The sequence below is a fragment of the Paraburkholderia sp. GAS32 genome (assembly GCF_050434225.1).
In the GTDB taxonomy this organism is placed as follows: domain Bacteria; phylum Pseudomonadota; class Gammaproteobacteria; order Burkholderiales; family Burkholderiaceae; genus Paraburkholderia; species Paraburkholderia madseniana.
This window is the reverse complement of the sequence record NZ_JBNPVS010000083.1, coordinates 1-20912: the sequence shown is the minus strand read 5'-3', so window position 1 is coordinate 20912 and position 20912 is coordinate 1. Positions and strand designations below refer to the sequence as shown.

At 59.2% G+C, this 20912-nt stretch carries 23 protein-coding genes and 1 pseudogene; 5 read left to right on the top strand and 19 right to left on the bottom strand.

Annotation, left to right across the window (positions count from 1 at the left end; translation table 11 throughout):
- The 9 genes from P3T25_RS46705 to P3T25_RS46665 form a co-directional block, all read right to left on the bottom strand.
- Positions 1–798: SDR family NAD(P)-dependent oxidoreductase (locus P3T25_RS46705; protein WP_429364400.1), on the bottom strand; the 798-nt coding region annotated here is incomplete at its 3' end.
- A gap of 206 nt (positions 799–1004) precedes the next feature.
- Positions 1005–1352 (bottom strand): EthD domain-containing protein, encoded by a 348-nt coding sequence (locus tag P3T25_RS46700; protein WP_429364398.1) that lies wholly within the window; start codon positions 1350–1352, stop codon positions 1005–1007.
- A gap of 126 nt (positions 1353–1478) precedes the next feature.
- Positions 1479–1805, bottom strand: a complete 327-nt coding sequence (locus P3T25_RS46695; RefSeq protein ID WP_429364396.1) for a putative quinol monooxygenase — start codon at positions 1803–1805, stop codon at positions 1479–1481.
- Between the two features lie 115 nt (positions 1806–1920).
- Positions 1921–2661 (bottom strand): SDR family oxidoreductase, encoded by a 741-nt coding sequence (locus tag P3T25_RS46690; protein WP_429364394.1) that lies wholly within the window; start codon positions 2659–2661, stop codon positions 1921–1923.
- A gap of 143 nt (positions 2662–2804) precedes the next feature.
- Positions 2805–3782 (bottom strand): alpha/beta fold hydrolase, encoded by a 978-nt coding sequence (locus P3T25_RS46685; protein WP_429364392.1) that lies wholly within the window; start codon positions 3780–3782, stop codon positions 2805–2807.
- A 49-nt stretch (positions 3783–3831) separates the two neighbouring features.
- On the bottom strand, positions 3832–4899 hold the full coding sequence (locus P3T25_RS46680; RefSeq protein WP_429364406.1) for a porin: 1068 nt from the start codon (positions 4897–4899) through the stop codon (positions 3832–3834).
- A gap of 207 nt (positions 4900–5106) precedes the next feature.
- Positions 5107–5463, bottom strand: coding sequence for a nuclear transport factor 2 family protein (locus P3T25_RS46675; protein WP_429364390.1), 357 nt, complete (start codon positions 5461–5463; stop codon positions 5107–5109).
- Between the two features lie 86 nt (positions 5464–5549).
- Entirely contained in the window at positions 5550–5957 is a 408-nt protein-coding gene (locus P3T25_RS46670; RefSeq protein ID WP_429364388.1) for a nuclear transport factor 2 family protein, read from the bottom strand.
- A 55-nt stretch (positions 5958–6012) separates the two neighbouring features.
- Positions 6013–6795 carry an SDR family oxidoreductase gene (locus P3T25_RS46665; RefSeq protein WP_429364386.1) on the bottom strand — a complete coding sequence of 261 codons (783 nt, stop codon included), beginning with the start codon at positions 6793–6795 and terminating at the stop codon, positions 6013–6015.
- Between the two features lie 121 nt (positions 6796–6916).
- On the opposite strand from P3T25_RS46665, the gene P3T25_RS46660 reads away from it, so the two are divergent.
- On the top strand, positions 6917–7816 hold the full coding sequence (locus tag P3T25_RS46660) for a LysR substrate-binding domain-containing protein (RefSeq protein WP_429322275.1): 900 nt from the start codon (positions 6917–6919) through the stop codon (positions 7814–7816).
- Positions 7817–7874: 58 nt separating this feature from the next.
- Here P3T25_RS46660 and P3T25_RS46655 read toward each other — a convergent pair.
- Positions 7875–8132, bottom strand: a pseudogene (locus P3T25_RS46655) (helix-turn-helix domain-containing protein); the annotation flags it as partial.
- Between the two features lie 256 nt (positions 8133–8388).
- Here P3T25_RS46655 and P3T25_RS46650 point away from each other — a divergent pair.
- Entirely contained in the window at positions 8389–8703 is a 315-nt protein-coding gene (locus tag P3T25_RS46650) for a hypothetical protein (RefSeq protein ID WP_429364384.1), read from the top strand.
- A 212-nt stretch (positions 8704–8915) separates the two neighbouring features.
- On the opposite strand, the gene P3T25_RS46645 is transcribed toward P3T25_RS46650, so the two are convergent.
- The 4 genes from P3T25_RS46645 to P3T25_RS46630 all read right to left on the bottom strand — a co-directional run bounded on the left by P3T25_RS46645 (position 8916) and on the right by P3T25_RS46630 (position 11402).
- Complete coding sequence (locus P3T25_RS46645) at positions 8916–9377, bottom strand: DUF3564 family protein (RefSeq protein ID WP_429364382.1); 462 nt, start codon at positions 9375–9377, stop codon at positions 8916–8918.
- Positions 9378–9766: 389 nt separating this feature from the next.
- Positions 9767–10237 carry a ferritin-like domain-containing protein gene (locus P3T25_RS46640; protein WP_429364380.1) on the bottom strand — a complete coding sequence of 157 codons (471 nt, stop codon included), beginning with the start codon at positions 10235–10237 and terminating at the stop codon, positions 9767–9769.
- A gap of 340 nt (positions 10238–10577) precedes the next feature.
- Entirely contained in the window at positions 10578–10850 is a 273-nt protein-coding gene (locus P3T25_RS46635; protein ID WP_429364378.1) for a hypothetical protein, read from the bottom strand.
- A 288-nt stretch (positions 10851–11138) separates the two neighbouring features.
- Entirely contained in the window at positions 11139–11402 is a 264-nt protein-coding gene (locus P3T25_RS46630; RefSeq protein ID WP_429364376.1) for a hypothetical protein, read from the bottom strand.
- A gap of 880 nt (positions 11403–12282) precedes the next feature.
- Here P3T25_RS46630 and P3T25_RS46625 point away from each other — a divergent pair.
- Positions 12283–12585: a DUF883 family protein gene (locus P3T25_RS46625; RefSeq protein ID WP_429364404.1), complete on the top strand. Its 303-nt coding sequence runs from the start codon at positions 12283–12285 to the stop codon at positions 12583–12585.
- A 227-nt stretch (positions 12586–12812) separates the two neighbouring features.
- On the opposite strand, the gene P3T25_RS46620 is transcribed toward P3T25_RS46625, so the two are convergent.
- The 5 genes from P3T25_RS46620 to P3T25_RS46600 all read right to left on the bottom strand — a co-directional run bounded on the left by P3T25_RS46620 (position 12813) and on the right by P3T25_RS46600 (position 16603).
- Positions 12813–13646, bottom strand: a complete 834-nt coding sequence (locus P3T25_RS46620) for an AraC family transcriptional regulator (RefSeq protein WP_429364374.1) — start codon at positions 13644–13646, stop codon at positions 12813–12815.
- Positions 13643–14365, bottom strand: coding sequence for an NAD(P)H-dependent oxidoreductase (locus P3T25_RS46615; RefSeq protein ID WP_429364372.1), 723 nt, complete (start codon positions 14363–14365; stop codon positions 13643–13645). Before P3T25_RS46615 ends, P3T25_RS46620 begins: the two co-directional genes overlap by 4 nt.
- Positions 14358–15089: an enoyl-CoA hydratase/isomerase family protein gene (locus P3T25_RS46610; protein WP_429364402.1), complete on the bottom strand. Its 732-nt coding sequence runs from the start codon at positions 15087–15089 to the stop codon at positions 14358–14360. Before P3T25_RS46610 ends, P3T25_RS46615 begins: the two co-directional genes overlap by 8 nt.
- Positions 15089–15541 (bottom strand): DUF2000 domain-containing protein, encoded by a 453-nt coding sequence (locus P3T25_RS46605; RefSeq protein WP_429364370.1) that lies wholly within the window; start codon positions 15539–15541, stop codon positions 15089–15091. The genes P3T25_RS46610 and P3T25_RS46605 overlap by 1 nt, the downstream gene beginning before the upstream one ends.
- A gap of 492 nt (positions 15542–16033) precedes the next feature.
- Positions 16034–16603: a hypothetical protein gene (locus P3T25_RS46600; protein WP_266239612.1), complete on the bottom strand. Its 570-nt coding sequence runs from the start codon at positions 16601–16603 to the stop codon at positions 16034–16036.
- Positions 16604–17559: 956 nt separating this feature from the next.
- On the opposite strand from P3T25_RS46600, the gene P3T25_RS46595 reads away from it, so the two are divergent.
- Positions 17560–19479, top strand: a complete 1920-nt coding sequence (locus P3T25_RS46595) for a hypothetical protein (RefSeq protein ID WP_429364368.1) — start codon at positions 17560–17562, stop codon at positions 19477–19479.
- 536 nt (positions 19480–20015) lie between these two features.
- Positions 20016–20360 carry a BON domain-containing protein gene (locus tag P3T25_RS46590; protein ID WP_429364366.1) on the top strand — a complete coding sequence of 115 codons (345 nt, stop codon included), beginning with the start codon at positions 20016–20018 and terminating at the stop codon, positions 20358–20360.
- Positions 20361–20912 lie beyond the last annotated feature (552 nt).

Sequence of the window (20912 nt, the reverse complement as noted above, 5' to 3'; positions counted from 1 at the left end):
GACGCTTAATGCTGTGCGCGAGCGGAGTGCGGTGAAAGTCGCACGCTCCGTTCTTCGGGGGCCCTGTGTCCGGGAGGACATGGGGCTACCCTCTTCCGAAGACAGGAAGGCAACCGCAGCCGCAATCTCGTCGGGGCGCGCTACTCGCCCAAACGGAATCATTGCCGCGATCGCCGACTGGTCTGCCTCAGGAAGCCCGCGGAACATGGGCGTATCAGTTGGACCTGGCATAACCGCGTTCACTCGGATGTTTAGCGATGCGAGCTCGAGCGCCGCGTTTTTCGTCATACCTCGAACAGCCCACTTAGACGCTGCGTAAGCGAACTGCCCGGGCACGCCGCGCGTCGCGAGGCAGGATGAGATATTCACGATCGCACCATGGCGGTTGCTCGTAAATGCGTCGACAACCGCTCTCATGCCGAGGAACGTGCCCAGTTGATTGACGCGGAACAGTGCCTCCATCGAGGCGACTGTTGTATCGGTCATCACACCGTGCCGATGAATTCCTGCGGCGTTAACCAGGACGTCGATCTTTCCGAATCTACCTAGCGCCTGCTCTACGACCTCGCTCCAGGCCTGTTCCTGCGAGACGTCATGCTTGAGGAAAATTGCTCGCTTGCCCAGCGACGCCAGTTGCTCGCCTGATTGTGCGAGATCGGTGAGTACGATCAATGCGCCGTCGGCCAAAAATTGTTGTGCGATCGCAGAGCCGATACCACCGTTCGCTCCGGTCACAATGGCTACCTTTCCTTCGAGAGAAGGGCGGGTCGAACGGTTCTCTTCAAATATCGCTTGCATAGCTAGATGTCTCCTGTTTAATAGTTGAGCACGCCAGTTGTTATCGGCTGGCATCGCTCAGCGGTAAAGGCCGAACAGTTGTGGCCCACATGAACGGTCCGTCGACACCTACCGTTGAAAATCCGCTTAGTACACAAACAGTGAAGGAACGCACTTGCCCGCTGCGCACACGTTGGGCCAGCATCTGAGGTTTCTCGATCCGCTTCTCAAAACACGACATTGACGGTCGAGATCATAGCGAGTGCCCGCGAGTGATCGATGAAGCGCATTTCATCTGGCTGTACTACTGCGAAATAGTGGTCGTCGGTATAGTACTTAACGAGGTCGTCGACGTTGTCGAACCACAGTTCCGCGATTCCATCAAGATGATGGTCTGGAAGATCAATGCCGGGGATCGTCGTGCCGGTGTTGTGCGCCTGCTCGTACCGCTTTACCAGCGATCTCGTGAACTCGTCTCCGCGAAGCAACGCCGCATGAATCTCTCGATGGTAGTTCACAAACTCCTCCCGAGTCATCGAAGCATTCCTCGGCAGCAATACAGTTAGTTTGATCAAAGCGCGTCTCCAATCATCTCTAAATCGCTGGACTGTTTCACACAGGAAACAGGTTCTCTTTGCCGGCGCATACTGATGGGGTGCGCTCCGATGGCACTTGAGCGTGCAGCCGGCGCTCCCACTTTGCTAGCTATCCCGCCGCCCCGGATAACTCTGAACGTAGTTGAGAACTTCGATGTTCCGCTCCTCCCGCAGAGCGCTGGCAATCTCGGTTTCGTACGTCTTCCGATAGGGCTTGCTAAACAGGTTCTCCATGAAATAGTCGATGTCGCAGGACCAGGCTTCGTAGATCACTAGCGATGTCGGATCGTCCTTCGAATGATGCACCCATGCGTGAACGAACTCCTTCTCCGCGCTCATTGCATCCCCAACGTCCGAGAGCAAAGCCTTGATCCTGTCGAGTTTCTCAGGCTTGATCTTCAGGTGAACCACAGCGGCGAAACCGTCTTTCATCTCCATCTCCTTGAATCATAGAACTCACAAAAAATCTGTTCTCGTCGCCACGAATGTTCACCGCAGTGACGATCCTTTCGCGACAGGAACGTGCGCCACAAGCCGACCTGTATTCCTAGGCGTTAAACCCTCCGTCAATCGTCAGGCTGGCACCTGTAACAAACGCGGCCTCGGGGCTCGCGAGCCAGGCAACCATTCCGGCAATTTCGTCCACGTGAGCAAACCTCGGTAGTGCAAGCATCTGCCTGAAGGTCGGCGCATAAGGGCCGTCGGACGGATTCAGATCGGTATCCGTGGGACCGGGTTGAACGTTGTTGACTGTGATCCCCCTCGCACCAAGATCACGAGCCAGTCCACGGGTGAACCCGGCTACAGCTGCCTTCGTCAATGCGTACACACTACCCCCTTCAAACGGCATTCTGTCGGCGTTACAGCTTCCGATGGTGATGATGCGCGCCCCTTCCTTCATATGTCGTGCCGCAGCTTGCGAGGCCACGAACACACCGCGGACGTTGATTGCCAGCATGCGATTGAAATCTTCGGCCGAGAACTCATCGATATGCGACACAACGATGATGCCAGCGTTGTTCACGAGAATATCCATGCCGCCCCTTTCCCGCGCCACCTGATCGACCGCGGCGGTTACTGCTTCAGGCACTGCGCTGTCCGCTTCGATTGCCCACGCCTTGCCACCCTCGTCCTTAATCGCACGCAGCACGTTATCGGGCCCGTCGAACGCGCCCGGATAGGTGATCGTGACGTGCGCGCCTTCTCTGGCAAGACGCTGGGCGATGCCTGCGCCAATCCCGCGCGCGCCTCCGGTTACTAGCGCGACCTTTCCTGTTAGCTGTTTCATCAAATGTCTCCGTTCCGTTCGTCAAAAAATATGTCTTACTTATGATCGATATGGCTGGGTCGTCACCAACCATATAGATATGCATTCCTTAATTTAAACGAGACGTTATCCGCTCGATATATTCAGTCTTTTGCGGCAACCTTTTAGTTGCCTTTCAAGCGCCAGTGCGAATCGAGAGGCTGCAAAAATGGCTGGATCGCTTCGAGAAACGCACCGGGTGCTTCCTCGGGAATAAAATGTCCGCAGTCTGCGATCACCAGGCCGGCCACGTTGTCGGCAATGAGTCTCGCCGTGTGTTCGACATACTCACCCAAAGCACGCGACGCACCCACCGCGAGAATCGGCATCGGCAGACGCGCCTTCACACGCTCCTTGTTCCGCTCCATATTGACGTCGATGGCACGGTAATACTCGAAGCTCGCACGCAGCGCTTCGCTGTTTGTTACAGCGTCGACGTAGACCCCGACCGCATAATCCGGAATGGCGTTTGGCGAGCCTGCCTTGCTCGCAAACTGGTGACCGAAGTAAATGTCCTCGCGCCCTTGCACCATACGTTCATTGATGCCGTAGGCGCGGTTGAATCCGACGTGCCAGAGGTTATCACTCAGTTGCCGGACGTCGAACACCGGCGGCGACGGCGTCACACCCGGGAAAATGCTTTCCACCATCACCCAACGCTCAATCCGATCCGGCCTCGCAGCCGCCATCGCATAACCGGTCCAGTTGCCGATGTTGAACCCCATTAGCGCGAAGCGTTCATGACCGAGGACCGTCATTACCCCAAGCAGATCGGTTGCAAGCGTGTCGGAGTCATACCCGGTAGCGGCTTTTTCGGAGAGCCCAACGCCACGTGGCTCGACAGCGATAACGGTGAACTGCTGTGCGAGGCGTGGCATAACGTAGCGCCACGCATACCAGGTCTGGGGCCAACCGCACACCAGCAGCAGCGGCGGTCCCCCGCCACCGATCACGGCATGCAGACGAAGGCCGCCAACGTCGATGTAGCAGCTCTCGAACGTCTTCGCAAAGCCATCCGGCAATTCTGGGACCCCAGATACCGATCCCGCTCCGGTAGCTCGTTCGATATGAACGGAGCCCTCTCGTAATGCGGCGTCAGACATCATTGTCTCCTTGAGTGTCAACCTCTGTGTACCTGACCTTGACCTGGAACTAGAAGGAATAGGTGATCCCGACATTGGCTCCGAAAGTCCCTCCGGATGGCAAATACACGGGTCCATCGTTGGAAAGACCCTTGTTCATCTTTCCGCTATTGTTCACATAGCCGAATTGCGTATACAGCATCGTCCGCGTCGAGAGGAAATACCGCGCACCGGCAGCGGCGAGGATCGAATGATTGCTCGAGTCGTTGCCGTCCCGAGTCAGCCACGCACCGGCGTCGAGAATTAGCGCAGGCGTCGCGGTATAACTTACCCCGCCCCCAAACACACGACTATCGAAGGATCCTGCAACGTTGAAATTCACGAACACCGCTTTGAGTGTCAAATTGTCAAATGTATAGCCCACCCCAATGGTGCGTCCCGTGAAAGCTATCGTCGAGATTGCTGGAGCAGCAGTGTTTGCGTCTCCTGCGTTCCCGCTGTAGAAGGCCGCGTCAGCGAAGAAGCCGTTCAGGTTATAGGTCAAGCTTCCCGAGTACTGCCTTGCAGCCCGGAACTTGCCCGGCTCTCCACCGAGGGCAACCATGACACTTCCTTGCAGTCCGGCAAAAGTCGGACTCGAGTAGGTAATCGCATTGGAGTTAAATAGCCCGGTCGTGATGACACTGTCCACGTATATCGGCGCTAGCGACCCAAAATCCGATGCACCTCGCGCATCCGACTCGATTAACGCGAGGACGAATGGAGAAAATTGCACACCTGCCGTGACAGAGCCGAAATTGCCAGCTAGCTGGACCCATGCCTGCCGGCCGAACAGGTTTCCATTCGAGTTGCCGAGACCGCCATTTGCGGTGTTAAGGCCACTCTCGAGTTTGAAAGATGCCTTAATTCCTCCCCCTAAATCCTCGACACCCGTCATACCAAATCTCGACCCAAAAACCTGGCCATCAATCATTGCGATTTGATGACCTCCGTCTCGGCCTGTCGATGGATTCAAGGTCTTGCTTGAATAAGACAATGCGTCATCGATTATTCCGTACAGCGTCACGCTGCTCTGCGCGTACGCGCAGCCTATCGATCCGGCGAACAACGCTGGAGCGACTGCACCGCGCAGACCCATCTTTATGCGGTTGTTTCTCCTCACCCTCTGTCTCCTTTTTTATCCCCTTATTTATATAGGTATACTGATTACATGAGTTCGACGCAGTTGCCTGTTCGATGACGCAACTCCGATATTTGAAGAAGGGATCGCCAGGCAATGGAACCGTACAGGATCACGCATACAGGAATCGTGGAAGCAGATTAGCGTTCGCGCGATTCTCGTAGTTCATCGGTCTATGAACGCGTACAGTTCGAGAAGCTTTCCGTCTCGTGTAACCGCAATGTCGACGCCCGTTACGGCTGTTCGATTGCCTTCGGGCCCAAATCCCCATGCGAGGCGCCCGATTCCATGCATGGTTTCAATGGGCCCGCGCTCGATAAAGTCGAAATCGGGGAATCTTGCCCGTAGCTGGGCAACCTTGCGATTGATGGCGTCGAGTCCAACGTGTCGGCCATCGGGATCGACGAAGCAGCCCTCCGGCAGCCAGATGGTTTCCAGTTCCTTCATGCGCGCTGCAGAATCCCGCTCGCCAAAAATGGCGAGCAGGTTTCGGCTCAGAAGCTCATTCACCGAGAAATGCATCGTGGACTCCTTTGAGTAATCGGGGATCAGGTTGAGCGATAGTGCCGCTGGCATACGATCCTTTGTGTTGAAGGTTGCCGGACCAGTTAATGTCGGGCGGCCAGCGATACGGCGAAGCTGTCTTCCAGCAGCAGGAAGCTTGCGATCTTCGCGCCGGCGAACGTGAGCACGATTGCAAACTCGCTATCGATCAATTTTCCGGTGGCTTTGATCCGCGATTGCACGTGACCAAGAATGACAGCGCGATCGTCGCTTGCGAGAACCTCCCTGATATCGAAGCCGATGCCTTCGACCATCATTCGCGCATCGCGAACAAAATGCGAGACTGCCTCGCGCCCTGTCTTGCGCCCGATCCAGGGTAGGGCGCCTGGGTCGCCCGGAACATTCCAGTCGAGATCGGATGTACACAATGACGCAATCTCATCAGGCGCCGCACCCGAGCGCAGTCTTTCAAGAAACTGCTGAGCGAGACGAAATTTTTCTTGCGAGCCCATCGTATTTCTCCTCCTGATGCCGCACCCACATTCAGTTGAGCGCGGCGTCGAAAGATCAGACCTGCGCGAGTCCACCATCGACGAACAGCTCGGCGCCCGTTACAAAACCGGCGTCGTCGGATGCCAGGAAAGAGACCGCCTTGGCGATCTCGTCGGGAGTGCCAACCCTGCCAAGCGGAGTCGTCCCGGAGACGTCCTTGGAATACGCGTCAATCTGCTCATCACTCATTCCGAGTTCGGTCTTGTAGGCAGGCGTAATGATGACGCCGGGGGCGACCACGTTGACGCGGATGTCACGGCCTTTGAGATCGTTTGCCCAGGAGCGCGTGAAGGCCCGCAAAGCCGCTTTGGTGGCGGCATAGACACTGAACGCGGGTATGCCCTTTACGGCTGCGATCGATCCTGTGATAACGATCGCACTACCGGCGGGCATGAATGGCAATGCGTTTTGGACTGTGAACAACGTGCCCTTCATGTTGATGCCGACATATTTGTCGAATTGCGCTTCGGTGATCTCGCCAAGGGGCACGAATTCGCCGCCGCCCGCGTTGGCATAGAGGATGTCGATTCTTTGGTGAGCCTCCGACACGGTCTCCACAATGCGTCCAAGGTCGGCCGCAGAAGAGATGTCGCCGCGAATCGCTCGCGCGCCGTGGCCGATTTCCAGTACTGCGGCATCCAGTTCCGCCTGGCGTCGCCCGGTGATGAACACCGTGGCTCCTTCTAGCGCAAGGCGCTTGGCGGTGGCCAGGCCAATTCCGGTGCTGCCGCCGGTCACAAGCGCAACCTTGCCCGCATGCTTGGTTGAATGAATGTTGTCGTAGAGTGAGGCTGTCATTTCAGGGCTCCTTGGTTACCTGCATGGACGAATGACCTCAGCTTACATTGCGTACGCGTGTAGATAAATACGTGTATTGTGGGAACTCTGCGCACAAACGTGGATAATTGGAGGCGGCTCGATGGACCATTTGCAGGCAATTCGTGTTTTTGTCCGCGTTGTTGAGACAGGAGGCTTTGGGCGGGCTGCCCTTTCTCTGAATATGCCCAACACCACGGCAAGCAAATGGGTCAAATCGCTGGAAGCGCATCTTGGTGTAAAGCTGCTTGAGCGCAATACGCGGCGGGTCAGTGTGACGAGCGATGGCACTGCTTACTTTGAGCGCGCGAGGCAACTGCTCAGTGAACTCGATGATCTCGAGGCCACACTCGGTCGGGAACAGGCGAGCCCACGCGGGGTGCTGAGAGTCGACGTTGGAGGATCGACCGCAAGCTGTATCCTCATTCCCCAATTGCCGGCCTTTCTTGCGCGCTATCCCACGATGCGGATTCAGCTTAGCGTCACTGACCGCACTGCGGATCTCGTCGCAGAGAACATAGACTGTGCAATTCGAAGCACCTCCGATGACCCGGACGTCGTCGCGCATTCGATCGGCACGGCTGCATGGACGACATGTGCAAGTCCCGCCTATCTCGCGAAGTACGGCAGACCGAAACATCCGCAGGAGATCGTGGATAAGGACATGCCTGTTGTTGGATATTTCTCTGCAAGTACGGGTGTGACGCAGCCTCTTGCCTTTCGCCGCGGCGGAGAGACGATAACGCTCGATCGCGTACGCAATGACGTTCTTGTCAGCGAGAGCAATGCACACCATGCAGCCGCACTGGCTGGTCTGGGGATCGTCCACACCATGGACTTCATGGTTCGCTCGTCCATTGAGCAAAAACGGCTCGTGCCCATTCTCGCGCAATGGCGGCCGGATCCGCTCGAGGTGTATATCGCATATCCGCCTAGCCGACGATATAGCACCAAGGTCAGGGTGTTTGCGGATTGGGCAGCTTCATTGTTCGCGTCTGCGTGAATTGGCAGACAACCATCAACCGATCGCGGGCGCTACGACGCCAATCTCTCTGAATGCGCTAGCCCGGCACGGCGGCGAGGTCCGTCGCGTTCAATTCACACCACCGATTGGGCGTGACACCTTCCCAGTCCCTGAACGCGCGATAGAAAGAGCTCGTATCCTGATAGCCGAGCAGACACGCAACCTCGTCGATGCTCAAAGCGGAATCGGCCAGCAGCCGTCGCCAAAGTTCATGCCGTGCTTCGGCGAACACCTCCCGGAAGGTTGAGCCTTCCTCGGTGATGCGGCGCTGTAGCATGCGCTCGCTCATTCCGAGTTCGCGCGCGACATCCTAGCGCATCTGGCTCGTGATCACTCGATCGAATACGCGGTCGCCGAGCCAGGCCGGCGTGCGCAGGCGGCAGGGCGGCGCCTTTGGCCAGGCATCAGCCAGGCATCGAGGACAAACCCGGGCGACGTGCGGACAGGTGCCGGGGATGGGCCGCCTCGCGCTACACGCGTACCACGGCGCCGCTGAAAAGCAGCGGGGGTCCCTTCATCCCACGAATTCTCCTACCAGCGAGGAACTTCAAATGACAGTGCACGCGATTACCGCGGTCCGGCTTGAGCAGGATTCGCAAAGGGTCACCCACGTACTCTGGGGGCAGGTTTCCGTGAGCGGCGAACAGTTTAAGGTCGCGCCGCACGAATCGCCGGTGATTGAAGTGGTCGACGCGCTGGCCAGAGGCGATACCGTGGTGACCGTCTTTCCGGTGGATGGACAACGCGTCGCGGGTCCGCAGGTCCGGCGCGTTGTGGATGAGGCGGGTCGCGAAGGGATTGAAACGGCCGCTGATTCCGGGCCCGGCCCAACGCTTGCGGACCTGCCACGGGTTGACCACGAGTAAACGGGGCGCCGCGCCCGCCCCGGAAAGCCCTCTGACGCCCTGGTGGCACGAGCGATTGCCTTCGGGAGTCGATTCTTGTGCTCAAACGCAACGCGGCGCCCGGGGTGGACGGTGTGACGTGGCGGAACTACGAGGCAGGACCGGAACAACATCTCCAACGTCTGCGCGAAAGTACAGAGCGGAGCATATCGGGCACTGCCCGCTCGGTGGCATTACCTGCCAAAGCCGGACGAACCGGGGCGCCGTACGTCGCCCGGCAGCACGCGAGCTGCCGTGGCACCGGTCAGCGCGGTCATAGGGGACGACGCGCGCGCTGATACCTCGCCCGCGAACAGTGCGCTGTCCGCATGTATCCGCGTGCGATCAACTGCCTGCAGGCGCCAGTGCCAAGCAGTCTGGGCATATGAAGCTTCGTGCGACAACGTCACGATACCGTCCGCACAGCTTACTTCCGCACGACGGTTCAGGCGTAGACCATGCAGGACGCAGAGCGGCTCCGCGGATCTACAGAGGACCGTCGTATCGCCGCTGTAATGTATTTCGCCCCACTCTGGCAGATCGATGCCGGCATGGGCCTCGCGGGACCAGAGTTGCTCGCCTGTGTCGAGCCACAGCACCGCGTAGTCATGGTTGACGGTGGGATCAGGGCCATTTATCAGAATTGTCAGGCGCATAGCAGTCGCGTCCGGAGACGCCCGATAGAGTCGCGGTAGTTGGGATATTCAGTCTAGTACGGAAAAGCCGCTCCGCAAGTGAATATCCCAAATAGTGGATATCGGACGATCTGCGACTGCGGAAGTTGGGGACGTGACCCCTACGCTCGGAGGCCTGAACGAACTTCTTCGGGCGCAAAGCGGTTGATTGAGCGGGCCGCACCATCGGTCGGGGATCGGGGAGACCCGTCCACTGTACCTGTCGCTACTTTGCCGTCGAAGTCAGGCGAGCGTGCAAATCAACACCTAAACGGCCATTTCCCAGTCAGCAATTTGGCCCACAACCGCTATTCAATATCGCAACGAAGGGGGCGTCGAAGGTAGTACGCCGCTTGAAAGTTTGGGAAGTCTTAGGTGCCAGGAACAGCGTCCGGTGATTTCGCGACCGCGCCCGGACGCCGCAGCATCTTGTCGACCTCCCCAGCATGCAGCTCTTCTATATGGATCAGCTCCCGCGCATATTCTTCGAGCGCGACCGATTGATCCTGCACCAGCTTCAACAGGTCGCGGTAAAGGCTCAGGGCAACTTTCTCGGCTTCCAACGATTCGCGGAGGATGGAGCCAATGTCAAACGTGTGGGAATCGAGCAACGGCCCAATTTTGAGGGATGGGTACGCCCCTAGGGTTGTAATCCATTCGCCGGCCTGCTGCGCATGAAGCAGTGACTCGTCGGCCTGCTCTCTTAGCCAGGAAACGATCGGAATGCGGCCGAACCCGAATACGAGGAATGAATAGTGTGTGTAACGAACAACGCCGGCAAGTTCTGACTCGAGGATCTGGTTTAGCACCTCGACGACCCTCTTCTGATCGAGCTCGGACATGTTTCCCTCCACATGCGCGCAAAGATTTGGCGGGGGATGCGGCCAGCACCTTCCATAGTGCGCCTCAAGGATTAAACCGATCAAGCAGACTACTTTCTGCGGCGCAACATGCAGCGAAGAGCTACGCCGTGGAGAAGCAATGCAGGGTTCACTGGTCACGCCCGCGCTCGTTCCTCTCGACACGCTGAGGGAGCAGATCGCACAGGCCGTCGCCGCAGCGAAGGCCTATAACGTCCCCGGACGCGTGTATCTGCCTGGGGATTCAGCAGGCCGTCGAAGAGGGCGATGCGCAGGACGAAATCTGGAAGGAGTCGCCGCTCCGCCAACACAACGGTTTGGGCTATTGGGCCGCTGTGAGTTTGGGGCTTGTCCTCAATGCCTGCCAGCCCGTCTGCGGCTCCTTTCGCTGATCGCTTACCTGCTCGATGCCGCCTTTCAACACCGCTTCACAAAAGGCCAGACGGGCTCGGTAGTAATCTGCGTGCATCTGCGCGTCAAGGATGCGTTGTTCAGCCTGGAAGAGTTCCAGACGCAATTCCCGCAACGCTTTTTCGGCCTGCTTCTCCGGAGTAAGTGCGTTGCGTACAGCCCAGCTGGCTATCCACCGCAGCATGATGAACTCCTCTCATCGTCAGGTGACATTCCGCCGGCTTCAAATCGGACTTTCACGCCGGGGGCACAAAACGCCACTGTCCCGACCACTTCTTCATACAGCCACTGGTGAGTCAGCGCTATCAATAATCAGGGAGTACCTGTGCGTCACACTGCGCGGTAGATCACGTTGTTGCGAAAAAATTTCCCGCCGCCCATGCAACCGGCTTTTCCGCGTCTGCGGCGAGATCATATGGATACACCGTAACATGCACCTGGAGCAGCCACACATCACTTGTGCGTGGTGACGTCACTCCCTCGAGATGACGCGTGAGCAATCGACGAACGTATGCGCGCGCCCCTCTGCGTAACGCACTGCCTCGTCAGTGGACAAAAATTCAACCGGCTCGGCAAAACGTGCAATCACGTTTGCCTGGATGAAGGGCTCCCGCTTATACACGTACCACGCGACTGCGTAACGCCGCTCGGTACCGTTGAACGACACGGATTGATTCTCCGTTACCTCGACGTAAACGCCGTGCCCCCGATACGGTTCGCAGGAAGGGCCGTACATATTTCCTCCCCAGCGTCTGCGCACTGGACAAGTTAGGTTATGCAACAAGCATTCCAGGACGTTCGTTCTTTACAGAATGCGCACCTCGTGCTGCCCGCAACGAGGTGAGGACTTACGCGCCATGATCGGTCGGATAAGCTACTTCAGTTTGCCGTGGTCGGACGGCGCCTGCGTGAACCACTTCATCGCGTCGATTCGTTCAGTACCGCGCCGATCGGCGGAATGCTCTGGCCTTGATTGGAGTTTGCAATCAGGTGCTGGGCAAAGAAAAAGCCGCTCGAAAGCGGCCCGTCGTGCCTTACCTCCTGCCGCCGTCGATCGTTATGCGTACGGGTTGCTGGGCACGCGATGGAATTCTTCGATCATGCGCTTTTTTGCATCCGCGAGCTCCTGGTCCAGGCACGCCAGCGTACGCCGCGCCTTCGTCGCGTCGATTCGCTCCTTTGCCCTGGCGACTTCGATGGTCAGCCCCCGACCCCAAGCGGTCCGATGAACTGCTCGAAAGGAGACATTTGCGTACCGTTGCGAGTCAACTTGCGCCTAGTGGCTCAGCGTCGCGAGTAGCCAGACATCATGCCGCGCACGCCCGCGTTCCAATTTTCGGATCACCCCACGGAATCTCTCTCGGCATAGTGCTTTCCTCACTCTGGATTGCTTCCCTCGCTCGATGCTGTTAGCCGAAGACGCGTAGCTAGCCAGATGAGTCGGTGAAACGCGTACTTCCGCATTTTGAAGCAAGCGGACTGCTGAAAATAGCGAAATTCGTAGGTATCGGCGCTCAGCAGTCCTATGGATTCGCACGATGTGGCTGCATTCCGTTCGCCAACGGCCGTTTCCTTGGTTACGATTCATGCGTGGCGTGGCCCGAGGTGAGCTGTCCCTGTCGGAAATCAACAAGGAGAGAACTATGTCGGATATCAAATCCATCCTCGCGGACGCTGAAGACCTGCTGAAACAGGCTGCGAACGCCACGAGCGAGCGCGCTTCAGAACTGCATGAAACGGCGCTGGCGCGCCTGCAGCAGGCCAAAGAAAAAGCCGCCGGCGTGCAGGTCATCGTGGTCGAGAAAAGCAGGAAAGCCGCGCATGCGACAGATGACTACGTTCATGGGCATCCGTGGACGTTCATCGGCATTGCTGCAGGCGTTGGCGTGCTGGTCGGACTGCTGGCCAGTCGCAAGTAGAATGCAGCGGTGGTTGCCGGACACAACCGCCGGTTTGCCGCTGACGTGAGCGAGCCGGCGCGCGCCAGGCCGGCCCGCTTCCTCTGGCGCGTCGTAACCGCGCAGCGAACGTTGCTCACCGCAGCGAATGACCGTTGTCGGGCGCTAGCGAACGCCTCTTGCCGACCCCTATGCAGCCGGTGGCTAGGGGACCTGCACCACACGGAGACGGTGGCGGAAACGCCGCATCATGAGAAGGCGGCCTGATAGACCTTCGGCGTCACGCCAGTCTGCTGCTTGAACACGCGCGTGAAGTGCGATTGGTCGGCAAAACCCATTAGCGCGCCCACCTCCGCAATGGGCCTGCCGGCTCTCAACAACGGCATTGCGCTGCGCACACGCTCCTGCTGCTGGAAGGCATGCGGGCTCAATCCCGTGTCGCGCACAAAGGCACGCAGCAGCACGAAAGGCGTCACGCCAAACTCGCACGCAAGCGTCGACAAGGTTAGGTGTGCGTGCAGTTCGTCGCGAAGGCGGGACTTGATCGCGCGCACCAGCGCAGGCTCGCTGCGCACCACGGGCAGGGCGGCAGACCGACCCGCGTGTCGGGCATGCAAACCGATGACGGCGCGGGCCAGCGTTTCACTGCGCTTGAAGCAGTCCTCGTCCACCTCGGAACACCAGTTTACGCCGTACAGCTGCTGTGACAGTTCAGCGTCGACGACGAACGGACTCAGCATGTCGAACCGCTCGCGTCGGGGAATGCCGAGCCTCTCGCAGTAGGCGGCGAGAGCTGCGGGTTGCACATGTGCCACGCGCATCTTCCATTGCCCATCGCCGGCGGCCGAACCGGCGTGCACCACGTCGGCATCAATGACGATCACGTCGCCACGGCGGCACAAGCGTCGCTGGTCCTGAACTTCGACCGCCAGCGCCCCACCCGTAATCACCGCGAGGCAATGCGTGTCGTGCGTGTGCGGCGGATAGCGGTGGCCGACGAACTGGCCCCTGAGCATGACGGCGTCCATGACGTCCGGCGCGTGCCAGAGCTTGATCGACTTCGTCGGTCCAGTGGTGTTCATAGTGAGACTGCCCCTGGAAGTGGCTGGAAGATTTCATCATATTCCTCTAGCCGCGGCATCGGCATGCCCGGCTGCTCGTCGAGGCGGGCGACGAAGTCGCCCCAACGCTTGAGCGTGTCGACTCGCTGAGCGTGCGAACAGTAAGGAATGTGCCAGGCAAAGAACGGCTCGAGCACTTCATAACCGACGTAACCCAGGGTCCCCTGTAGCAGGTGACGCAGCATGCCGCCCGCAAGCTCTCCATGTATGCCCTGCGACCCGAACATGTGTTCCCGGCCGCCCAGGCTTACCCCGACCACCGCGCGCTTGCCGACCATGCCGCCGCGACCATAGATGCGCTTGCCGCCGTATAGCGCGCCGGACAGGAAGCAGCGGTCGATCCATCCCTTGATAAGCGCAGGCACCGAAAACCAGTAGAGCGGAAACACCAGCACCAGCGTATCGCTGGCCAGCAGCGCGTCGACTTCCCGCTGGATGTCGGGCGCAAGGGCGTTGCGCTCGAGCGCGTGGCGCTGTTCCCTGGAGTAGACGAGGTACTCGCTGTTGGCGCGCTCGGCGAAATCGCTAGCGCGCACCACGGGATCGAAGTTGAGCGCGTAGAGGTCCGAAAAACTCACATCGTCGCCGCGCAACTCCAGCAGGTGTCGGGCTTCATGGGCCATGGCCGTGCAGAAGGAGCGCGGCTCCGGGTGGGCATGGACGATGTGAACTTTATGCATGAGGGATCGAGCGCCAGGTAACGGCAGGAATGAAGGCGTTCAGGTGGGGAAGCTCGCGCTGGATGGCTTCGCTGGCTGGCAGCGTGGCGCCGTCCAGCAACAGGTTCCGCATACTTTGCAACGCTGTCGGCGGCTTGGCGGATAGCAGTGCGCAGTATTCGTCGGCAGTTGCGCGCACATCCGCGTCTGGCACGACGCGCGAAACGAAGCCCCGCTGCAATGCCTCCGCGGCCGTTATCGGCCGGCCGCTCATGAGCCAGTCGCGTGCGCACAAATCGCCCACCCGGCGGGCCAGCAATGCGGTTGCGCCGGCTTCAGGCACGATACCGAGATCGGCAAACGGAAAGCGGAACATGGCGCCCTCGCCGGCGACCACCCAATCGGCGTGCAGAAGCAATGTGGCACCAAACCCGACTGCCGCGCCATTGACAGCTGCCACGAGCGGCTTGGGCTGGTCCGCAAAGGCCTCGATGCAGCGCGCGACCGCGCCGTCGGCTGCCTGCGGCCACAAGGAACCGAACTCGGCCTTGTCGTGGCCCGAGCAAAAACATTCGCTGGTTCCTTGCAGCAGCACGCAATGAACGCGCACGTCCCCTTGTGCAAGGCGCAAGGTGTTTGCCAACGCTTCGAACAGAGGGCCGTTCAGTGCGTTGCGCTTTTCCGGACGGTCTATGCTCACAGACCAGACCTGGCCGTGGAGCTCCGCGGTGAGGTTCGCGCCCATCATGCGAGCAGGGCGAAGCCGCCGACCAGTTTGCCGACCTTCTTCCTTGGCCCGACCAGTCCGACTGCCAGATACTGGAGGGACTCGCCCGGCAGCGCGCGCACCGCGTGTAGAAAGGCTTCGTAGTCGACGGTGGCCTGTCCTTGCACAGGAAAGTCGACGACGTCGCAGTGCACCAGCGATTTCTGGCGCAGCGCGTTCAACTGATCAGCCGTGGCTTTGAGAACCGGGATGCCAATGGGAATGAGACCAGGATGCGCCGTGCCGTCCTGCTCTTGCAAGGGCTCGCCGACGAGATGGCTGTGGCGCTGGCCCAGCGTGAACGCCACCACTGCAGCGGCGTTCGAGGCTTTGCCGGGCGGCAGCGCTTCGTCCACGACGATGACACAACGCTCCGGCTCGGGCGGGGCTTCAATGGCGTTAGCGCCGTCTGGTTCGTTTTGTAATAACAAAGCATCTCTCCAGAAAAATAAGCGTTGGAGGGAATGCTAGGTAGATTCAGGCCAAAAGTATTGAACGATCTTGCAACTAGCCGAGGTCGTGTCGGCGACGATGACACGCTCGAACCTCCACCTCATTTGTGGCGGACAACCCAACGCCAGTAGCATTTGAGGTAGGTCGACACCGACGAGCGGGGGGCAAGCGACTTCAGCGATCGTCTCGTGCCGGCCCGGTAACAGACGGTCGCAAATCGTGCACGAACGGCTCTTGATGGCCGATGAACTCGGCCCGACACCTGATCGGCTCAGGACGACCCGCAACGGACCGTCGGACAGATGCGATCAGATCGGCTTTTGAAGGGTCGCGTCTGCCGCAGCTCCGATTGGCCGAGCGCGCCGCTGCGCCAGCGAAAGCCGGGCGCCGGGCGGCCTGCGCACCAAAGCGGCAAGCGTCGACGTACCGATGTCGCTGCCACCTTTCCCCTGAAGCCGTGTCCCGTCCGCCTAACGGAATCCGTAGGCGAGCACCTTTTTGCCCTCGAAACTGATTTGCACCGCTTCGGAGCATGGGTTCCCACACGTGCCATCGACGGTGGGAGGCGCAGCAGCGAAGGGGACCGTCTCACTGGTCATCTCGCCGATCACCAGTGTCGCATCCGACGAGATAACGATATTCACGACGAGCACCACGCCTGCGGGACTCGCTTTCGTGCCGTAGTTGATCGTCATCGTTCCCGTGCAATCGCTGTTCACGTTGTAGGTGCCGAACTGAACGGAATTGAAGGCGCCGCCCGATTTTGGCAAGCCGCCGATATTGCCCGCATCGTTTCGCGTGAAGTTGCCGTTGGCGTCGAAGTTGACGACGGCGACATCGTTGAGCAGCAGCCGAGACTTTGCGTAGTGAACCGCACCATCCGTTCCGATGATGCCGAGTATTTCGCCTTGAGCGCTGAATCCATACAGGCCTCTCAGCGTTTCGTTGGAACAGGTGGGGCCTTTGGCATGCGCCGCACCGCTCAACGACAGAAGGGTGGCCGCAACGGCCGCCGCGCAGGTCAAACTTTTGCTTTTCATGTTCATCTCCTTGTCACCGACCACGGGCGCTTCGCAGGGTGTGCGTGATGTCAAGGCGCTTGCACAGGCACAAAGCGTCCGGCAGAGGCTGGCCAGCGGCGGCGCGCCGCGCCGCTCACGTTGACCTGTTTCATTGTGGTCAGAAGCGCGAGCCTGTGCCATCGACAGAACATGAAGAAATCGTTAACCATGCGTCGACGGTATGTGGCAAAAGTCACGCGAAACACGCAGGGCGGCGCACATCGCCCTAGTCGCCCGCGCCAGCCCCCGACCCGCGAGTGAGGCGCGCGTGGAGACGATGGAACGCGCTTCGTCAGGTACCGGACCTGCTCGCTTGGCGGCAGCACTCGTAAGTGGCCGTCATGTTTCCGCTCGACCTCAGCCTCGTAGACGATGCGCAAGTTTGTTCGAACATTTGGAATAGACGCGGTATCGGACGCTCGCGCTGATAATTCGAAAGGCTTATCGTGGGCCATCCCGCCTGACGCGGTCGGCCGTAGCCGACCCATCTCTGCCCTTGCATGTCCCGGAACCCGAACGGCAGCTATAGAAGTACAGCTGACCTACGATGGGCTTAGTAAGAGATCGATGATCTCCCCCACGTCGTGGATGCCGAGAAAACCTGTGATGCCCCACAAATAACGTTCGTATTCGCACATAGTCGTCTGACTACACATGATATTTCTGCAACGACTAGTTGCTCGCGACGAGATCTTCCTTCTTTCCAAGCTGATATTGCGCACACTCACGCGCGCTTTTGACATTGGGAAATCATGATTAGACAATCGATCTTGATGTTGATTATCGGTCTATCGATGGCCCAGCATGCAGCGTGCGAATCAGGCCGACTGGAGGCATTTCGACTTGTTCGGGAAGTAGTACTCGAGAAGGGATCGCTTCCGGATCCGAGGGTCATTGAGCGCGTGAACGACGGTGGCTTTGTGATTGCGGGGCGAATGGAAAAAGACAAGGCCGCCTGGGCGATAAAGGTTGACGCAGCCGGCACCGTTCGTTGGCGATACTTGTTGGCGTCCCCGAATCCGGATGTGGGAGGCGTTTATCCGGATTTCTCAGGGGCGGTCGCAACCCCAGGAGGGGACGTTCTCCTGTGCGGCACAATCGATCTCGGTCGGCCTAGGAAGCCTGAAATCAACGGGCTGCTGGTTCGCCTGGACAACGAAGGCAAACTCATAACAGAGCAGTTCATCACGCCGCAGGAAACCGAAAACGAATACTCGCACATCGCATATCTGGACGGGTGCATCGCATGGAACGGGGGAGCAGTACTAGTGGGGCGAGTTACCCGCTACTGGCCCGGCGGTGGTCAACGTGGCGATTATCACTGGATTGTTGCAGTGAATTTCGACGGTACCGTCAGATGGCAAAAACTGATCCCGTCAAAAGGTGGCGGTGTTCGAGGTCAGGTTCGAATGATGTCGGATGGCAGTTTGATCATTTCCGATACCGAGACGATCCGCGTCGATGCGCAAGGGGAAATTCAGGCACGATCTGCCGCCACTGGACTTCTTCGACTGGTCCAACCGCTCGATCCGCAGGCAGACCCTCAACTTTTGGACTGCTATGGTGGAAAAAGTCGCGGTCGTCTCTTTCAGCTCACTGACGATCTCCAAGTTTCGAAGGAGATTGCCCTACCGGCTTCGGATGGTTTTATGTGTGGTCCATCTCAGTACGCGACGCAAGTATTCAGCCTGACGGACGGATCAATCGTCCTATTCGGCTATCGCTATGACGATGGGCTCTATACCCCAGGGGCGGTCAAATGGAATTTTCCGCTCAAGTCTTCGGCAGCGAGATCGTTCGCTGCTCCGCCTGCGCCGTGGTTCAACGCCGCAACGCCAAGCGGCAAACCGGATGAATTCGCGACGGTACGTGTGACCGGTGCCCCCACAGCTGCCAATCGCGAACGCGCACTGTACTTGTCTTTTGTCGATGCCGGATTCGACGTACATGCGCGTGGCGAAGAGCCGCGCGACGCGGCTACCACGCCGTCGATGTCGGAAAGTACCCAACCTGGTGTTCCCAGAGCGACTGCTTCGCAGCTTCAGCGATTGCTCGTCATTCAGCAATCGCAATCGAACACGCCCTCCGGCATCGGCGCGGATGCCAATGTATGCGTCGAGCGCAATCTGCGCCAAATCGATCTAGGCGACCGGGCCTGGAACCCGAACAATCCGCGTTGGGCCCCGATGAGGGCGGCCATTGCCGAGGATTGTGCAGCGGAGGCCGATCGCATCAAGCGTAGCGATGCGCCCGTGCTTGAAAAGACCTATCTTGATGCGCTCCGCCAGAGTTATGGGAACCACCTGAGCAGTGCGGAAGCGGATACGTTGATCCGGTTCTACGAGTCAGATGCAGGCCACAGATATCGCGCGTTTCAGGCGCGCCTAGCAACGGTGGCCGCACAGGGCATGGGCCGACTCTTCGGTGACAAGGCGAGTCTGGAATCTCGAGCCTTGGCACCTGGCGGCATCGAAGCAAGAATGAAGGTGCTTCGACTATCGACGATGTCCTCAACGCTGATCGTGGCGACCGAAGATGATCGCCGCGCAGGACGGGCTGCGAACGGCGCTCCCGCTATCGGCATCATGATGAGCGTAGCGGCCACCAGTCAGGGGGACGCACTCGATCAAATCGTCCGCGAATATTCAGCGGATCTGCGCGGTTTTGCTGCGTTTGCCGAATCGCCCGCCGAAATGGATGAGTTGCGTGCGCTTCATGAGGTAAGTGCCGCGGCGACCGCAGTAGCGGGGACGTTCGTCACGGAACTCAGCCCAGAGCTGAACGGAGACTTGAAGAGATGGCGCGATCTCTACAATTCGTTGCCGCGGGACAAGACGACGGCCCCGATCAAGTAAACATGCGAAGACGGAATGCTGAGGGCGGCCGATCTGCGGGTGCTTGCCGACGGTACGGCGCATCGCGGCGGATGCCCTGATGTATGGGCAACAGTCTTGTCCATGGGTCAGGGACGCGGTATCCGTTGGCACGGCATCGTATTATGGGTGCCCGGTTCTAGCCGACGGGCGCCGCAGAAGCAGACGCGTAGATGCATGAGCGGCGGTCGAACGACAGCTTCGGCCGATGACGCTACGAGTGCGATTGACAGGCGAATGCCCGTTGTCTGGCACAAAGCCGATGTTTCAATGTCCGTCTACGAGTGCCGGCCAGCGGCCGTAGATGGCCGAAGAACAACCCTTAACGAACTGAGCTAAACACTTAACGAACCCAGCCAAATACTCGCCTCGCAGCATGAACAGACCCGGCGAGTCGACTCGGTCAAGTCCGCCACCCTGTGCGCTATCATGGTGGACTTCAGGAACGCGTACATATGTACCTGCGAAGCCCGCCAGAACGACACTCGTTGTGCACGAATCGGGATGTCGTAACCGACATGCGAAACGCGCCATACATCAAAATCCGATTGCTGATCGTCGCGGCATTCGCGTTGCCCGCGCTCGTGTTCATCAACGGATGTAAGTCGACGTCGACGCCGTCCGTGACCACACCCGGCGAGACCGCCACTGACGACGCTGCGGTCGCCGCCCGGGTGAAACAGGCACTCGGCGCGGACCCGGGGCTGAGATCTTTGCCGATGAGCGTCGCGACGTATCGAGGCGTCGTGCAGTTGTCAGGATACGTGGATTCAGAGGCACAGATCCAGAAGGCGCTTGCGGTGACGCGCGGCGTGCCGGGGGTGCAATCCGTGAGCAGCGAACTGCACCTCAGGCCGCAATGACGCGCCTTCACCGGAAAACGAGCAACGCTGGCGACCATTCCTCTGCGCTCTATCATGGCCACCGGTCTCGGGGCTGACCGTGATCGTTAAGGGTTGTTCGACGCCTGCCATCGTCCGCAGGAATGTGAGTGCGCCACCGTGCGTTGCTGGCAGGCGTCGAACGAGCCTCGATGGAGGAAACCGCGGAGTGCCCCGATACGGTCGGAGTCTTGGAGGCTATGGCGATTGATAGGCCGGGATGGCCAGCAATGTTGATGGACGGGTGGTGCGGTGGGATTCTGGATGCGCGCCGACGCAGTGATGAAGCGGTGCAGTGGCGCGATTGTGGCGGTGAAGCGGACGTCCGGGGGACTGCGCGAGGCGACAGGCGCAGACGTCCGCTCGTGGGCCGCGTTGCCGCAAAGCCGACGGTCGGGTTGCACGTCCGGGAAGCGTTACGTTCATGTCTCGGCTCGTCGCATGGGTGGTGCGCGAATGGGCGCAGTGCGTTCCAGTATCTCAATGACGATCATCGGCGCACCACAGTGCCGGCAGACGAAGACCGGAGGGACG